Here is a 17,248-nt window from a genome sequence, read left to right on the forward strand (position 1 = left end):
ATTGTGGGCTAATGCCACAATCCCAAACTCGACGTGAACCTTGTTCAGCCCCCGTAAAGAGAACCGTCGGAACGACCGGCTGCCCTTGAGGTGACCGAACACGCTCTCTACCTCCACTTACGCCGAGCATAGATCGCAGATAGATTTTGAAGCTTTGCTCTAGGCCAGAAGCCATCTTTTTCGTCTGGTATTTCTTGAAGCGAACGTTACGGCCATTCGGGCAAACAAAGCGATCATCCTGGTCTTCATACGTCAAGTTGGAGGCATGCTGGATGTCCTTCTGGTATCGTCGGGTTTTCTTCTTCAAATAGTTGCCGTAGGGGATGAGAAAATCAAATCGCGGCTGTTTTTCTTCGCCCGCCGCATACAAGTAGTTTTCCTCACTGCCATAGCCCGCATCGGCAATCACGGATTTAGGCATGGGTAACGAAGATGCGGCCAAACACTCCATATGTGGAATGAAGCAGCGCGTATCTGTAGGTCGCTGATGGATGCTGGGTTTTGCTGTGAAAATAACCCCCGCGTATACTCCCCGCATGATAGCAATCTCGGGTATCGGCCTTAATCCCATAACTTGCTACGAAATTTTATCTAAAATACTGGCTGCACCTCCTGAAACCCCCGCATTTGTACGATTTGTCATACAAATCTTGGGTAATTGTGCTTCAATCCCCTGAATTTGTACGACGTTTCATACAAATCACCGGTATTCGCCCTTCAACTCCATGCATTTGTACGACATTTCGTACAAAACGCAGGCAACATGCCCGCGCAGCTCTCCAACCCCGGCCAGCTTTGGCTATTTTCATGCTGCGCTTGTGCCTGAGAATTCAATGGCATGACTGTTTTCGCATACACTCTCGCATACACTTTCGCATACACTCGCATACAATTCGCCTCACCCGCTACTGCAGCGAATATATGCGGTTTTTCGCGTACAATTCGCCTCGTGTCCGCTGGCCACGGGTCCGCTGCTTAGGGGCTGCTTATTCTAGCTATCGGGCTGAACGGCCACTTTTTGGACTGCCCCGTTGACTTTTTAAGGTGTCGCACAAGAAAGCTTCTTTTCGGACAGCCTTTGCTTCTATATTTACCGCGTTTTATGAACAATGCGAATCTCAGGGTCTTCTTAGTATTCCATAAGCGAGTATGCTTCTACATTGCCCAGCTTGCTGCGACCGTCAAGATAGGACAGCTCGATCAAAAAAGCAGCTCCTACCACTTCCCCTCCCAGCTTACGAATCAGCTCAATCGTTGTAGCCAGCGTACCGCCTGTAGCAAGCAAATCATCAGCAATGAGGACCCGGTCGCCGGGCTGGATAGCGTCTTTATGCATGGCTAGCTTATCTTTGCCGTATTCCAGATCGTAATCCGCTTCTACACATTCTCCGGGGAGCTTGCCGCTCTTGCGAATTGGGATGAAGCCAACGCCCAGCGCGTAGGCCAACGGAGCGCCGATGACAAAGCCCCTGGCCTCCGGACCGGCAATATAGTCAATCTCCAGATGGCTCACTCTTTCCTTCAACGCATCGATCGCTTCATGGTAAACCCCGCCCTGCTTAAGCAGTGTCGTGATATCTTTAAATCGAATGCCCGGCTGTGGGAAGTCCGGAATGACGCGGATATGTTCTTTGAAATTCATTAGGGTCCTCCGTTACTTATTAATTTAGTCTGACAGGAAGTCTGGATATAATCCAATGAGACAGCTCCTTGACGGATGAGTATAGAAATAAATCTTCCGCCAGCTTGTATTCCAATTGCATCCGGTAAGACGGCGATTCGCTTAGCTCCCGCTTAGGCGGAGAAGGAACGCATCGATAGCCGGTTCCATCCAGTTCCACAAAGGAAAGCTCTTCAAACACTTTCATGATAAACTGAATCGAGCTCGGGGGCAACCCCGATTTCCTTGCCACATAATGCACAAAAGCATCCTTTTCCAGCGCATCCTTATTTTGCTGCACCATCGCTCCGTACACCTGCTTAAACTTTTCCCTGCCGGGCAGTGTAGAGAAAATCGGCCCATCGTTCTTCGTCCCGTCCCAAACCGCATAAATTCGCTGCGTCCTGTGGGCCTGCTTCAACGCTTGCTCCAATCTTTGCGGCTGCGGAGGAAGCGTCCAAATGATCAGATCTGTAACCTGGGCAAACTCTTCACTGGCCGGATTATGTATAGCCAACAATTGTCCAGCGGAAGTCACCTGCCATATCGAGCTGGATTGCCTTAAATAGTCCGGCAGCTCTTCCGCCTCCTGATCGGAGAATACCAGGACCCCAGCTGCGGCATCCCGTATCGGGGGTGCATCTTCAACCGGGCTGCATACCGTTTGCAGCTCCTTAATCATGCGGTGTCCCATACCCCGCCAATCGAAAAATTGAGGCTCGGTGATTCGCACATCGCGCAAAATCAACTGGGGCTTGCGGCTTCCATTCCATTCATTGATCGAAAGCTCCCCGAGAACATCCACCTTCGCCCCGGAAGCCATCCAATCATACAACCGGCTTTGACCGAAGCCAATTGCCTCAATATTTCTTGGCATAGCAGCGGCCGGGTCCGCGCCTAACGTTAATTTAAGGTGCTGCTTGTCTCTGCCCATCAGTTTCTTATCAGCGAGCACAAGCTTCTCCAGTATTACCTTGGGTGACGGATTTCCTGCTCCGAATGGCGCCAGCCGATCCAATTGGGCGATGCTCTCAAGCGTTGCCTCTTCCAGGCCGCATACTATATCGGCTTCTACAACGGGGATTAAGTCTCGTTCCTGCAGCCACTCATTGGCCAGGCTGAGCAGCCGGCTTTTCAGCTCGGGCAGCTTCTCCCTGTGAAGCGACATGCCGGCAGCCCCCTGATGCCCGCCATAATGATCCAGCAGATCGGAGCACTCGGTAAGCGCCTTATACAGATCAAAGCCGGGGATCGACCTGGCTGAGCCTTTGGCTATGCCCGTTTGCGGGTCTATGCCAAAAACGAAGGCCGGGCGGTAATAGGTTTCCAGCAGCTTAGATGCAACAATGCCGATTACCCCCACATTCCAATCCGCCTCGGCAGCGATCAGAACCCGTGCAAGTCCAGCCTCGGCTTCTTTATCCGCCTGGACTTGGGTTATGGCTTCCGTAGTTATCGTCTCGACAATAGCCTGCCGCTCTTTATTGAGAATATCCAGATGCAGGGCAAGCTCGCGGGCCTCATCCGGATCCTCCGTAGTCAAGAGGCGTACTGCTAAGTCAGCACTTTCCAGGCGCCCGCTTGCGTTTATTCTCGGCGCCAGGGAAAAGCCGACATGCCCTGAGCTGACTTCCTCCTTCTTTACCCCCGAAGCATCCATTAAAGCGAGGAAGCCCCGGTTCGCTGTAGAGCGCAGCCTTTCCAGACCGAGCTTGACCAGCGGCCGGTTTTCCCCGGTAAGCGGCATCAAATCGGCAATCGTACCCAGCGCTACAAACTCGAGCAGCTCTTCAGGGCATCCGCCAAGCAGTGCCTGGGCTAGCTTGAAGGCAACGCCCACCCCAGCCAGATGCTTGCATGGATACGGACAGCCCGGTTTTTTCGGGTTGAGAATAGCTAACGCCGGGGGCAGAACCTCCGGCGGCTCATGGTGATCAGTAATGATGGTATCCAAACCGATCGAGTTGGCATATTCGATTTCTGGATAAGCACTGATGCCGGTATCGACTGTGATCAACAGTTCAACGCCGTTAGTTACAGCGTGATCCAAGGCGTCCCGGTTCAGACCATACCCCTCGCGGACCCTGTGTGGTATGTAGTAGTCAAAATTTGCCTCAAGCCGCTTCATCAAGGCAATCATCAGGGAAGTGCTGCTGATGCCGTCAGCATCGTAATCACCATAAATTCTAATTTTCTGACCCCGATCCAAGGCTTGACGAATACGCTGAACGGCCAGCTCCATCCCGTCCATGAGAAAAGGATTCTCCAGATGCGCGATTCCCGCATTTAAAAAACGTTCGGCATCTTGAGCATCCGTCAAGCCTCTGGCAACCAATAAACCGGCTAGCAGTGGAGAAATGCCCAGCTGACTCGTTAATGCTTCAATATGCTGCTTGCGAGTTTCATGAATAATCCACCTTGCTTTAGGTGCAAGCATTGCAGACCACCTGCCCCTTTCCTCTAATAGAAACCTTGATCGGTACTACCTGTACCCTATTATTAAACCGCCAATAGATTCTTAATGAACAATCGGGAGCTGTCCCGAATCCCGATTATCTTGTCTACTATAAGGATAGCCCCCGTCGTAGGGCTGGACGGAAACGAGAACATCCGAAATATGCATGAACCTCTTCAGCAGATGATGCTTGACCATCTTGGCAATTTCCTGGCCATCCTGCACGGAAATGGACGGGTTCACGCTGATTTTGATATCTACCAATATGAAATATCCCTGCTCGTGGAGGGTAATTCCGTCCACGGCAATGACCCCTTTAACTCTCTGTACGTTGCGTATCAAGTCAGCTTTATCTTCCGGCTCCAGAACCTCACCCATGACGCGAACTCTCGACTCCAGCAGAATGAGGTAGCCCGCGCGGACCACCAGCAGGGAGATGAGAGCAGCTCCAGCAGCATCCGCATAGGCCATAGCCTTCCAGCCAAGCTGGGCACCGAGCCAAGCCCCTCCTATTCCGATGAGGACGGACAAGGACGCCATCCGGCTGGAGATGCGCTCTTTGGACAACATTTTGTTCATCTGCGGAAACAAAGCAGCTCGGGACTTGGATTGATACCAGCGCAAGGCCTCTGTCAACAAAATCGCAGCTGCTAACCATCCTAAAGCCTCCGCAGGCATTGTCTCTGCCCCTATGGAATGCAGCTGTTTAAATATGGTTATGATGAACTCAATTCCGGCTACAAGCAGAAGAGCGGACACACCAACAGCCAGTAAAAAATACTTCCGGCTTCCCTGGATAGAGATTTGCTTCAATCGCGGGGTTTCTTCCCGCAGCCTTAAAAGCATAGACAATTGCCGTAAGCCGATTGCTGCTGTGAGCACTCCGTAGCTGCAAAGAGCGAAGCTGCCGGATAGATACGCAAATAAGATTTTAATGCCTGCTAACAGCAGATAACCTGTAATATGGAACAAAGCCGCACGCTCTGCCTTTTGTATAGAATGAATGGACATAGCGTCACCCCCAGCGATACCGAATGGATGCCGTGCCTCATCCACAAGTAAGATAAAAACCGCGGAATGATCACGCGGCTTAATCTCCTTTTATTGCTCTTTAGCGGGCACAGGCTGCTTCTTAACGGTATTTCCCGGCCATTTATGTTTAAGCACCAGCCATAGCGGACTTGCTATAAATAAAGTGGCGTAGATCCCTAATATTAGCCCGAGCGTTATAGCTAGAGAGAAATAACGAATTGTTTCACTTCCAAATATCAAGAGAGCAACCGCCGCAAACAACACTGTGATTCCAGTATTAATGGAACGGGCCATCGATTCCCACAGACTGCGGTTAACAAGATTTTCCAAATCCTGCAACGATTTAATCTTGGCGAAGCGTAAGTTATCGCGAATTCGGTCAAAGACGACAATCGTATCATTGATCGCATAGCCGACAACCGTCAACATCGCAGCAATAAACGGCAGGTTCACTTCCCAGCGGAAAATGGAGAACAAGGTGATAACAATGAAAGCAGCATGCAATAAACCGACGATAGAAGCTAGAGCAAAGCGCCACTCGAAGCGAACACTGACATATAGGGCTATCCCGACGCTGGCAATGAGAACGGTATAAATCCCCTTCATCGCCAATTCTCTCGCCAGTTCAATATCTACCGTATTTTCTTCACGCGTGATGTTGCCCTGACCGTAGACTTCTTCGAAGGCCGTAACGATTTCAACCACTTCATCCTGGTTCAAAACGCGGTCAAAACGTGCGGAAACCATCGTTTCTCCTACAGTCGGAGCTATATCATAACCAAGCTCCGCGAAAATCTTGTCAACCTGCTCACGCTCAACAGGTACAGCAGACATAATATCGAGCGAGGTTCCGGATTTGAAGTCAACCCCGCGGTTTAGTCCAAACAAGCTTAGTGATGCGACTCCGATCAATGTTAAAATAATGGCGATAATGAAAATTTTGTTGCGGTGCTTCACCAAGCTGATGTTGTGATTAAAGCGCACGAACTTCCGCCTCCTTTACTCCGTAGTAAGACTTCTTCCCGACCGCATTTGTACGGATCAGCAAGCCAAGCAGGAGACGAGACAGGTACACGTTCGTCAAAATGCTGATGATAATACTTAAAACAAGAGTTAAGGCAAACCCTTGAATCGCACCTGTACCAAGAAAGTAGAGAACACCGCCAGCCAAAATGGTGGTTAAGTTCGCGTCCATAATGGTCCGTAACGAAGATTTAGAGCCGGCCCGGAAAGAAGATAGTACACTCTTACCGTTCCGCAGTTCTTCCTTGATTCTTTCATAGGTGATGATATTCGCATCGACAGCCATCCCGACCCCAAGTACAAAAGCGGCAATGCCGGGCAGAGTCAAGGTCGCATTCATCCAAACATAGACCAGAATGAGCAGCCAGGTAAAGACCACGATAGTAATAGAGGCAATAATACCAGGAACCCGGTAATACGCAATCATAAAGGCAAGAATGAGGACAAAGGCCACAAGACCTGCTGTAACAGTTTGCTCCAATGAAAGCTGACCAAGTGTGGCGCCAACACTCTGGGTATATTTCTCCGTTAAGTTTAGCGGCAATGCTCCCAGATTTATCGTATCAGCCAAATTGCGTGCTTCCTCATAAGTAAATGATCCTCTAATAATCGCTTTATCACTATTTATTACTTGATCAACACCTGGATTCGATACCATCTCATCATCAAGGTAAATGCTTAAGGTTTGTCCAATAAGCTGCCGAGTGACGTCCGCGAATTTGTTGGAATCCTTCAACGAGATGGACACAATCGGATTAATTCCGTTCTCGTATTGGACACTGGCGCCTCCTGGCGTGAAATCGTTACCGTCCAGCATCACGGTTCCATCCGGTGCGCGGAAGGTGAGAACAGCTGGCGTCTGCAGCATCTCCCGAATCTTAGCTTCATCGGTTACGCCGGCAATCCTAACCCGGATCCGGTCATTCCCCTCTGGGGTAATCTCCGGCTCGGCGATCCCTTCTTTATCCACCCTATCGCGCAAATTCCGCGAGGTTTCTCTTAGCGCATCCTGAGTCACCTCTCCATCGCCGATTGGCGTGGCTACATACAATATTTCAAACCCGCCCCGCAAATCAAGTCCCAGGCGCACTTGGCTGAGCAATGAGGGGGTTGTTATACCGACGAGGCCAAGCATCAGTACAACAAGCAAAACAAACACAGCCATTTTTCTGCCATTCATAAACTGAGAGTCTCCCTTCCATCTTGCAATATTCCCATTATACTAACCAGCAATTTTCGAGTCAATTTTCATAACCTGGAGAAATGTTGTCGATTGGCAGGCTGCGGCAAGACAGAAAGCTTGGGAGGGAGGAAATTTTACAAAGAAGCCCCCTTATAAGCCTGCATTGTCATCCAATTCATAAAATCTGGAACTTTTAACGTCAAAATATCGTTCACCAATTGGTGCAAAGCCGGCGGACCTGTCTTTCTATAACGAGAGCGCACACATTCCCAAATCTCGTCCGCTGTAACATGAGTATAACCCAACATGGCAAATTCCTCCGCCTTCATTATGCACAGCCGCTCCGCTGCCTCAATCCATTCCAGGTTTGCGTGGCCCTGCTCCGCTATCGGTGTGGTTTCCAAGGAATGTTCCCTGGTGGGAGCCTGCTCCTTCCATGAGATTTGATCCTTCTCTCTGCTGTAGGTTTGTTTTTGTTCGGCTGCCCCTTCCGTTTCCCCTGCTTGCTGCTGGATATCATCGAGAATCGATTTGGCTTCCTGCAATTGCCGGCTAAGCTCAGGATCGATGGCTGTGCCTTCCGAAGTCATAGGCAGTTGTTCCCGTTTACTCTTGGAACTGTCGCTCATCCTATTCACCTGCCCTCTCTATTGCTGTATAGATTGATCTAATCTTCATCGAATAATAAAGCGCACCCTTTTAAGTTCAGCTTATATCGTTTTCTATTATTCTCCGGACAGGGCGGCTTTTCCTGCTTCCCGTGCCCCTTCCTAAATAACTAGCATGAGCTTGGACAGGTCCAGCATAGACTGAACTAGACAACCTCCGGTTACAGGAAGAGGGGAAAATCAGTGAACAAACACAAACAAACGTTTATTCAAGGCACTATGATTCTTCTGGCTGCCGGAATCATCAACCGCCTCCTCGGGTTCCTGCCGCGTATTACACTGCCGCGCGCAATAGGCGCCGAAGGAGTGGGCCTCTATCAGATGGGATGGCCTTTTTTGGGAGTCATTCTCACCATTTCCACCGGCGGCATTCCACTTGCTATTGCCAAGCTCGTCGCCGAATCGGAATCTCAAGGGAATGAGAAAAAAGCGCGCAGAATCCTTCGCGTTTCCCTTGCGCTAACAACTTGCATTAGTTTGCTCCTGATGGCCTTGTGTATTGTTGGCGCACCTTGGATCACCTCTTATTTATTTACGGATTCACGAGTATACTACACTTTTCTATGTATGAGCCCGATCATACCGATTGTTGGCATCTCCTCAGTGTTCCGCGGGTATTTTCAAGGACGCCAAAATATGATCCCGACCGCAGTGTCCCAAATAGCCGAAACCGTTGTCCGGATCATCACGATGCTGATTTTTGCTTATCTGCTGCTGCCCTATGGCCTTGAATATGCTGCGGCAGGCGTCATGGTCGGGGTGCTCATTGGTGAACTGGCAGGATTGGCCATTCTCCTTCTGCAATATGTCCGCAACCGGAAAACTTACAACATTTATCAGAAAGCAAAAATCGGCTCTGAAAGCGAGGGAAGAAAAAGCGCGCTGAAAAGCCTGCTCACTATTTCTATCCCGGTAACGGGAAGCCGGCTGGTAGGCTCCTCCTCTTCGTTTCTGGAATCGATACTCATTGTACAAAGCCTGGCTGCGGCCGGAGTTGCCACCGCTGTAGCGACATCCCAATTTGGAGCGCTGCAGGGAATGATTCTGCCGATCATATTTTTGCCAAGCGTGCTTACCTCTTCCCTATCGGCTTCTCTAATCCCGTCTTTGTCAGAAGCTGCTGCCCGCAATGATATGCGGACCATTCATATGCGGCTTCATCAATCGCTGCGTCTGGCGCTGGTCAGCGGAGCTCCTTTTGCCGTATTAATGTACGTGCTTGCTGACCCGATCTGTCTTTACTTGTACAATCAGCCAGAAATCAGCTCTATGCTGAAAATGCTTGCCCCGATTGCGCTTTTTATTTATATGAAGGCTCCTTTGGAAGCCGCGCTGCAGGCCTTGAACCGACCGGGTATCGCTCTTCGAAACACCCTGATTGGCTCCGTTATCAAGCTCGCTCTTATTTATGTGCTTGCCTCCAACCCGGAGTTTGGCATTTTGGGAGCGATTATGGCCATCAACGTTCATATCATCCTCGTAGCTTTTCTTAACTGGACCAGCGTTTCGCGATTGATCAAGTTTTCCATGAACAGCGCTGACTTCTTCAAGGTTATCGTGGCCATGATCATTACCGGCTTTGGCACCTATGCCGTTATCCAGGCCGATTGGATCACTCCATCCTTTGCCCGGTTTGCCTATTCTCTAATTCTCGGAATGGCCATCTACATCGTCTGCATCTTCATGTTCCGTATGGTCGACCGGGATGATCTGAGAAGAATTCCCTGGTTCAGAAAAAAAACGTAGACCGGGCCCGCAGCATGCCCATGCAAAAAACGGATAAATCATTGGCCGTACAAGCCGGTTTGGATTTATCCGTTCGTTGTTACTGTTTATCCAAATAAATTCTTCCCTTGTGGTCAATGGAGCAGAAGAACACTTCTTTAAAATCTTGAGCGCCGCGCGCATGAATTTCATTTTTCAGCCAGAACCGGGTTTTGCCCAGTTTATCTAAATTATGATCCTGAACTTTTCCATCCATGATGAGCGGAAGCGGCAGCCCTTCATAACGGATTTTATTCTTGGCGAGAGTCAGTTCGCTCAGTTCGCTGGCAAACTCCTCTGTGCTGTCAGCCGTTTTCCGGCCCTTGTGCAGACCGGGTATTAATAATGACGGCTTATGCTGGTCTTTCTTGGCGGTCTTTTGCACGGGTGCCAGTCCCTGTTTCTGCGCTGCCCCATCTCCAGCGGTCGGCTGCTCAGGCTCTTGCTCGCTCGCGATGTTAAAGGAGCTGGCCGGATCATGGGACTGCCTATCAATATGCTGTCCGTTCTCTTGATCCGGACGTTTTTCAATCACCGTCAGCTTGCCTGTCGTTTCCAAAATCGCAAACTCCACATCGGCAATGTTGGTAACCCGGCTTTGTCTTAATTGCAGCATTAAATCATCCAGGTTATAACGCTGCTTCCTCATCTCTTCCCGGTCCAGCTTGCCATGGCGAATAATATAGCTCGGAGAGCCCTCTAACAGCTGGCGGATTCGCTGACTTTTCAAAGAGATATACGCGATGCCAATTTGGATAATAACCAGTGTCGCTATCGGTATAACCCCTTCCGCTAACGGCTTGTTAAGATCCTCGATAACAAACACCGCAATCTCCGCAATAATAATGGAAATAACGAGATCAAAGATCGAAAGCTTCCCCACTTCCCGTTTGCCCATGATCCTTATTACGAGGTAAACGATCAAATAGACGAATACGGTTCGAAAAACAAGAGACCATGCCTCCAAAACGCATCCTCCTTCTCCATCCTGTGAACTCATTGGTATTCTGGCCTGCTACCCCTGGGTCCATTCAGTTTAGCGCCAGAGAATTGTTGGCAATCGCTCCCGGATCTTGTACTATTCCCCACAGCTTGCCCATACAATGGTTATAGCTCAAGTTTTATTTATTGCAAGGAAGGAGGAAGATGCAAAAGTGGAATTTAAAGATAAGGTAAGAAGCGTTAGCATCCAGTCCCCGATTCTGGCCGGCCTTTTTTACGCTTTTATAGTCATGAGCATAGCGGCTGTAATTACCTCCCTCATCCTTTTGCTGACCAGCCAAAATGAAGATGCGCTTTCTGCCTACGCTTACCTCATTCATTCTCTCTCGCTCTTGCTGGGGGGATGGATCGCCGGAAAAAAGGCTGAAGAAAAAGGCTGGTATTACGGTGGATTATTTGGACTCATTTACAGCGTGATTGTTTTTGTAATCGGTTTTCTCGGCTTTGACAAAGGCTTGGACTGGAATATGCTTGCTTTTGTAGTGGCGGCTTTTTTCCTTGGGGCGCTGGGCGGAGTAGTCGGAGTGAACATGAAAAAATAACTAAAAAAGGAAGACGGAAGAGCTGTAACCCCCGTCTTCCTTTACTACAAAGCTTTCGCTAACCATAAATGTAGTGCGGGAACAATTTCATAGACACTACAATTCTTGTCGCTTGGCTTTGATATATTGGTCACCATATTCTGCGGCGATGGCTTCTGTTATCTCTATGTTCCTGATCTTGTACAGTTTGTTTCCTTCTTCAAGATAATTCGAGTGCTTATTCGGATAGGGATAGGGTACGGCGCCCTCTTCGTCTGAATATGTTTCAACAGCTCCTATTTGCCCCTCTATCTCATCTACATATTCAACCTCCGTATCACTTCTATTGATAACATACGTTTCATCATCCCAAATGATAAAAGCAGCGTTCCAATCCGCACTCCCCTCATGATTAGGGGATGTTGAACGATTGGGATCATTATTTCCAACAACACAAACATACATAATACACCAATCCTAACAAACAAAATAGTTCCTTTTTTGAGCATTGTAAATTAATTCCTCCTAACTTAATATAAGTAGTTTGCTCCAGCAATGTCATCGCTTCCAGGAAGATATACTTCACGCCCAGTTAGAGCTGTACTCATAACTTGTTTAGTATCATTAACATGGTCTAGACCTAGAGCATGCCCAATTTCATGTGCAAACACACCTTGCTTATCGGTCCACGACATGGAATCCATATAAAACGTATTACCACTAACAAGTGCACTTCTACAACAACTCTATTTATCAGTGTCGACCAATGAAGCACCTCCTTTGTTTTCTTTCGGTTTTCATATATCTTCCCTACCATATTCAACCATAAATTTCATAAAAATATACATAAATAGCACTTTATAACTATAGTGATAGAGCTTTACTACTATTTTCAAATTTTCATGTCATGTCCACAGTTATTTACACAAACAAAAAAAACGGATCTCTTGAACTATCAAGAGATCCGTTACGCATTTTTCAGCCTATGTATCCGGTGGACGCATTAAACAGCGTCAACCGCTTACTTATGCATCCTGTGAAGAAACCACGCTGTTTACCGCAGAGCGTTCGAAAGTCATTTTGGAAGCGTCGTTTACCCTCAATACAACAATATCATCTGTAATTTCTACAATCGTCCCGTGCAGACCGCCAATCGTGACGACTTTGTCGCCCTTCTTCAAAGCATTCAGCATCGCGTTGCGGGTTTTTTGTCTCTTCTGCTGAGGACGGATAAGCAAGAAATACAGAACAAGAAACATCAATCCGATAGGCCATAAAGAAATTAATAAATCCAAGCCGCTCGGAGAAGCTCCAGCACCTTCTGCCAAATAAGTCATTTTTATTTTCACCCCTTTCTAATGAATATAGGAAAAGAAAAACGACCTGGACAACCGCCTGAAACCTTACTTCTAAAACCCTCTGGAATTCTCATCCAAACCATACTGTTCAAAAAATTCATCGCGGAAATCACGCAGCCGATCCTCAGCAATAGCTTGTCTGACTTTACGCATAAGCTCCAGCAAAAAGTGAAGGTTATGGTATGTCGTTAGCCGAATGCCGAACGTTTCATCCGCTTTCAGCAAATGACGGATATAGGCTTTGGAATAGTTCCTGCAGGTGTAACAGCCGCATTCCGGATCTAGTGGTGAAAAATCTTCGGCATGCTTGGCATTGCGAACGACAAGTCTGCCGGAGCTGGTCATCACCGTTCCATTACGGGCAATCCGGGTAGGCAGTACACAGTCGAACATATCGACTCCGCGCATAGCCCCTTCAACCAGCGCATCCGGTGAACCCACACCCATCAAATAACGGGGCTTGGCTGCTGGCATTAGTGGAACTGTATAATCTAATACTTCATACATTAAAGGCTTGGGCTCTCCTACACTAAGCCCACCAATAGCATACCCCGGAAAATCGAGTGAAGTCAACTCAGCAGCGCTTTGTTTGCGCAAATCTTCGTACATGCCTCCCTGAATAATTCCGAACAATGCCTGCTCGTCAGGCCGTGCATGACTTTTCAGACAGCGCTCTGCCCAACGAGTGGTTCTCTCCAGCGATTTTTTCACATAGGCGTGATCAGCGGGATAAGGAGCGCATTCATCGAAGGCCATCATAATATCCGAACCTAATGCATTCTGAATTTCCATCGCTTTCTCAGGCGACAGAAACAGCTTATCCCCGTTCAAATGAGAGCGGAATTCCACTCCCTCTTCGCTGATTTTGCGGATATCGCTAAGACTGAATACCTGGAACCCTCCGCTGTCGGTCAGAATCGGCCGGTCCCAGTTCATAAAAGTATGCAGCCCGCCGGCCCGCTTAACAATTTCGTGTCCAGGCCGGAGGAAAAGATGATAGGTGTTGCTTAAAATAATATGGGCGTCCATTTGCTTGAGCTCTTCCGGACTCATCGTCTTGACCGTTGCCTGGGTCCCAACAGGCATAAAGGCGGGAGTTTCGATCGTACCATGCGGTGTATGGACACGTCCTAACCTCGCTCCGGTTTGTTTGCAAGTTTTGATTAATTCATAGGTTACTGCAGCCATTTCCATCATCCTTTTGTCCATATATAAACATAGCGTCCCCGAAGCTGAAAAAGCGATACTTTAATTTTACGGCTTCCTCATAGGCTGAAAGCACGGCTTCCCTGCCTGCCATTGCACTAATCAGCATTAACAGCGTGGACTTCGGCAGATGAAAATTGGTGAGCAGAGCATCCACTAGAAGAAAGGGAACCCCCGGGTACAGAAAAATACTCGTCCAGCCTTCACAGGCGGTAATAGTAAGAGAATCGGATGGATTCTCTTCCTTCAGGTTCAAGGAACCCGCTGTTTGCGGTTTTATTTCGTTCTTTAGAGCATGTCTCGCCGCCGTTTCCAGCGTACGTGCTGTAGTCGTGCCTACAGCAACTACACGTCCTCCGCGCTTCCTTGTTTCGTTAATGGCTTGCGCTGTCTCTTCAGGGACGTGATAGTATTCTTCATGCATTCGATGCTCTTCAACATTGTCCACGGATACCGGGCGAAACGTTCCCAATCCAACGTGCAGTGTAACGGTAGCCAATCGGATACCCTGCTGCTGCAGCTCCTCCAGAAACTGTGTAGTGAAATGAAGCCCCGCCGTAGGCGCAGCGGCTGACCCCTCATTCTTGGCATATACTGTCTGATACCATTCCTTATCTGGAAGCTGCTCCTTAATATACGGGGGGAGCGGCATCTCTCCGAGCCGGTCCAACAGTTCATTGAATATGCCTTTATAAGAGAACCGCAGAATGCGGCTGCCCATCTCGCCCTCCTCTTCAACCTGCGCGGTTAAAAGCGGACTGCCGTCTGCTTCACCAAATACAATCACAGAGCCGGTTTTAAACCGCTTCGCCGGTCGCAGGAGCGCCTCCCAGCGATCCTCTCCGAGCGATTTCAAGAGCAGTACTTCAGCCTTCGCCCGGGTATCGGCTTTTACGCCAAAAAGCCGGGCTGGAATTACCCGCGTATCATTAACCACGAGTAAATCCCCGGCTTTCAATAATGTTTTTAAGTAAGAAAACGAATGGTGCTCTGTCTTTCCTGTATGCTTATCTAGAGTCATTAACCTCGACTCCGTGCGATTCGCTAGCGGGGTCTGGGCTATAAGCTCCTCCGGCAAATGGTAATCAAATTGTTCAACCTGCATTCTGTTTCAGTCCTTAACAAGAGTTGCACCCTGGAAGTAGTGCTTCAGTATCTCCTCATAGGAATATCCCTGTTCCGCAAGGCCGCGCGCCCCCCACTGGGACATACCGAGACCATGGCCGAAGCCTTTGCCATGAAATACAAAGGCGGGCTCCTGTGTAGCCAGTCGGACTTCTCCCGAGCCATCCATAATAAACAAGTGATCCTCACGGATTTGCGATGTGCCGCTGCTGTCAACTGCATGCAGCTGCAGAGCGGATTCGGGATAGGAGCGGGTGGCTCCATCGGCCCCTATAATAGTATACCTTCCCGTCTCTTCAATTTCAAACAGAGTACTAGGCAGGCTGCCAAGCAGCGTACGAATAGCATCCGGATAACGTATATCCACTGCCTTCCCGTTTGCTTTGAGGCTGGTGACGCGTCCGGAAGGCCCCCGTTCGGCAACCTCCAGCGAGTAGACAGGACCGGAAACAGCTTGACCTGAGCTTCTATTCATCATCTGCTGCAGCTCAGAGGCTTTATAGGTCCCTCTGATCCACTCATAGGCTGTGTTTTCCATCACTTCGCCAAAAACAACGACCCGTTCTCCCAAGTCTAGCTTGGCCACGGCCTCGGCTCTGTTGGCATCCGGGAAGGCTCGCACATTGACAGAAGCTTCTTTAGCTTCGTAGTAGGGCAATCCCGCTCTATTTTTTTGCGATACCTCTGTTAAGAGATCGGAACGTACATAACCGGCTTTCCCGGAAGATAACCATACCCGGTACCATGCCAGCTTGCCTTTTGCCGCGGCTTCATCCGGGCTGCTGACACTGCTGTACACGGAAGAAGGGTTGCCCCATACCTCCTCCGGTTCCGCAGTTTGCCCTCCGGCATTCGAGGAGTATAGCGGGCTGATGACCTTGCTTCCATCCGTTAATACTTCGCCACGGGTTGCTTCAACCGCTTGAATGACATCATCGTACTCTACCCCGTCATAGGCCTGATCCAGTGTGCTGTCGGTTACATGCGCGATTCCGTAACGGAGGCCGCGCTCCAAGGCATAGCTTCTGGCTGCCACCGCTTGAGCTTTTAAAGCCTCAATAGGCCAGCCTGTTCCCATCTCAGCACTAACGACCGAATAAAGATACTCCTCAAAAGGCACTTCGTTAATGAGCGCCAGCTTACCATTGTATTGGCCCAGCTCCATCATCCCGCGATAGGTGCGGCCAGATTTTTGCTCGACGGTCAGCTTGCTCTCTCCGGCAGCTAATACCAGCTTGTCACCGTTCCCGCTAAGCAGCAAGTATGAAACTGGCGACTGTTCCCCGGCGGAATAATCCAGCCTCTCAACAAGGTAGGGCTTTGACGTATCAACCGGAGTCAGGTTTAACTGAGGGAAGGCTTGTCCCAACTGACTGATCACTTGATTCAGATTTTCCTGTGAAGCGGACGCTCCTGCCCATACGGAGAATACCAAGCTTCCGGACGTATTCTCATGATACACTAAATCAGCTGCGATCCCATTTTGCTGGATAGCCGTTAACTGGGAACGCGCTTCCTCCGCTGTCGAGTAAGACCCCGCTTGAATGCGAAACGGCCCTTGTATAACCGGACTTCCTCCACTCGCGGATGGCACTGCTTTCACTGCTGCCTGAGCCTGAGTCTGGGCGGCGGCTAGATCAGCGTATGGCCCAATTACGAGCTGATAAGTGCGCCCCGCTCCCCGCTCAACCGCATGGATTTGTACAGGATGCTTGGCATTCAGCAATTGATCATGCCAGCCTTTTACCGTACTGTAGCTGGTATTCTCTGAAAGAATAGCGAAATATTCGTCCAGACTTGCCTTCACCTGATTTCCCTGTGAGCTCGTCCACCAGAGGGAGTCGCCGGAAGCCTTTCGCAATGAGCCGTTTATAGGCTGCTGTGCTGACAGGGTTATGGTCGGAACGGTAGACTTGTAATTTTCTGATTCTATGTATAAAGCTACTCTAATCTTGTCCAGCCTGGTAGAGGCGGAAGCGCTCTGCTGACAGAACATCATGAAGCTTGTCCATAGCAAAACAGCTATCACTGTATACATCCCGATCGGTCTTTGTTGTTTAGTTGCCCACCGCATAGAATTCTCCTTTGCATTGTTCTGTGACTTAATCTCAAGCTAGAAGCTTTGCCTACCGTTTGCTGTCACTCTGCGACCAGGATGAGCGTTAGCGCAGATCAATGCTGGTAGACTAGCACATAAGCAGCCTGTGCATCGTCCAAGCCACCCCGCCGCTTAAGTGGAATGGTATTGTAA

15 protein-coding genes and 1 pseudogene are annotated in these 17,248 nt (G+C 49.2%); 2 read left to right on the forward strand and 14 right to left on the reverse strand.

The genetic code is table 11. From position 1 onward, the window contains the following. Positions 1-48: 48 nt before the first annotated feature. The 7 genes and pseudogenes from PSHG_RS31950 to PSHG_RS31825 all read right to left on the reverse strand — a co-directional run. A pseudogene (locus PSHG_RS31950) lies at positions 49-117 on the reverse strand (hypothetical protein); the annotation flags it as partial. 1,012 nt (positions 118-1,129) lie between these two features. After that, positions 1,130-1,642, reverse strand: coding sequence for an adenine phosphoribosyltransferase (locus PSHG_RS05820; RefSeq protein WP_010270710.1), 513 nt, complete (start codon positions 1,640-1,642; stop codon positions 1,130-1,132). A gap of 19 nt (positions 1,643-1,661) precedes the next feature. After that, positions 1,662-4,097 carry a single-stranded-DNA-specific exonuclease RecJ gene (gene recJ / locus PSHG_RS05825; protein ID WP_010270714.1) on the reverse strand — a complete coding sequence of 812 codons (2,436 nt, stop codon included), beginning with the start codon at positions 4,095-4,097 and terminating at the stop codon, positions 1,662-1,664. Positions 4,098-4,178: 81 nt separating this feature from the next. Then, positions 4,179-5,126 (reverse strand): cation diffusion facilitator family transporter, encoded by a 948-nt coding sequence (locus PSHG_RS05830; protein WP_010270718.1) that lies wholly within the window; start codon positions 5,124-5,126, stop codon positions 4,179-4,181. 90 nt (positions 5,127-5,216) lie between these two features. Beyond that, on the reverse strand, positions 5,217-6,131 hold the full coding sequence (gene secF, locus PSHG_RS29850; protein WP_010270721.1) for a protein translocase subunit SecF: 915 nt from the start codon (positions 6,129-6,131) through the stop codon (positions 5,217-5,219). Continuing rightward, on the reverse strand, positions 6,121-7,350 hold the full coding sequence (gene secD, locus PSHG_RS29855; RefSeq protein WP_010270724.1) for a protein translocase subunit SecD: 1,230 nt from the start codon (positions 7,348-7,350) through the stop codon (positions 6,121-6,123). The genes secF and secD overlap by 11 nt, the downstream gene beginning before the upstream one ends. 137 nt (positions 7,351-7,487) lie before the next feature. Continuing rightward, entirely contained in the window at positions 7,488-7,982 is a 495-nt protein-coding gene (locus PSHG_RS31825) for a post-transcriptional regulator (protein WP_010270726.1), read from the reverse strand. A 222-nt stretch (positions 7,983-8,204) separates the two neighbouring features. Between PSHG_RS31825 and spoVB the strand changes: the two genes are divergently transcribed. Next, on the forward strand, positions 8,205-9,767 hold the full coding sequence (gene spoVB / locus PSHG_RS05845; protein WP_010270730.1) for a stage V sporulation protein B: 1,563 nt from the start codon (positions 8,205-8,207) through the stop codon (positions 9,765-9,767). A 79-nt stretch (positions 9,768-9,846) separates the two neighbouring features. On the opposite strand, the gene PSHG_RS05850 is transcribed toward spoVB, so the two are convergent. Beyond that, a complete protein-coding gene (locus PSHG_RS05850; protein ID WP_010270733.1) occupies positions 9,847-10,752 on the reverse strand; it encodes a DUF421 domain-containing protein in 906 nt (301 codons plus the stop codon). A 187-nt stretch (positions 10,753-10,939) separates the two neighbouring features. Between PSHG_RS05850 and PSHG_RS05855 the strand changes: the two genes are divergently transcribed. After that, positions 10,940-11,329 (forward strand): TIGR04086 family membrane protein, encoded by a 390-nt coding sequence (locus PSHG_RS05855; RefSeq protein ID WP_010270738.1) that lies wholly within the window; start codon positions 10,940-10,942, stop codon positions 11,327-11,329. A gap of 96 nt (positions 11,330-11,425) precedes the next feature. Here PSHG_RS05855 and PSHG_RS05860 read toward each other — a convergent pair whose 3' ends face one another. The 6 genes from PSHG_RS05860 to PSHG_RS26680 form a co-directional block, all read right to left on the reverse strand. Beyond that, positions 11,426-11,773, reverse strand: coding sequence for a hypothetical protein (locus PSHG_RS05860; RefSeq protein WP_010270742.1), 348 nt, complete (start codon positions 11,771-11,773; stop codon positions 11,426-11,428). A gap of 65 nt (positions 11,774-11,838) precedes the next feature. Further along, positions 11,839-12,012 (reverse strand): matrixin family metalloprotease, encoded by a 174-nt coding sequence (locus tag PSHG_RS31955; RefSeq protein WP_081505061.1) that lies wholly within the window; start codon positions 12,010-12,012, stop codon positions 11,839-11,841. 321 nt (positions 12,013-12,333) lie between these two features. After that, on the reverse strand, positions 12,334-12,645 hold the full coding sequence (yajC, locus tag PSHG_RS05865; protein ID WP_010270746.1) for a preprotein translocase subunit YajC: 312 nt from the start codon (positions 12,643-12,645) through the stop codon (positions 12,334-12,336). Positions 12,646-12,717: 72 nt separating this feature from the next. Next, a complete protein-coding gene (gene tgt / locus PSHG_RS05870) occupies positions 12,718-13,854 on the reverse strand; it encodes a tRNA guanosine(34) transglycosylase Tgt (protein WP_010270749.1) in 1,137 nt (378 codons plus the stop codon). After that, entirely contained in the window at positions 13,835-14,977 is a 1,143-nt protein-coding gene (gene queA, locus PSHG_RS05875; protein ID WP_010270752.1) for a tRNA preQ1(34) S-adenosylmethionine ribosyltransferase-isomerase QueA, read from the reverse strand. The genes tgt and queA overlap by 20 nt, the downstream gene beginning before the upstream one ends. Positions 14,978-14,983: 6 nt before the next feature. Then, a complete protein-coding gene (locus PSHG_RS26680) occupies positions 14,984-17,071 on the reverse strand; it encodes a SpoIID/LytB domain-containing protein (protein ID WP_010270756.1) in 2,088 nt (695 codons plus the stop codon). Between the last annotated feature and the right edge of the window lie 177 nt (positions 17,072-17,248).

Source organism: Paenibacillus senegalensis JC66, from assembly GCF_000285515.1.
GTDB classification, from domain to species: Bacteria; Bacillota; Bacilli; order Paenibacillales; family NBRC-103111; genus Paenibacillus_L; species Paenibacillus_L senegalensis.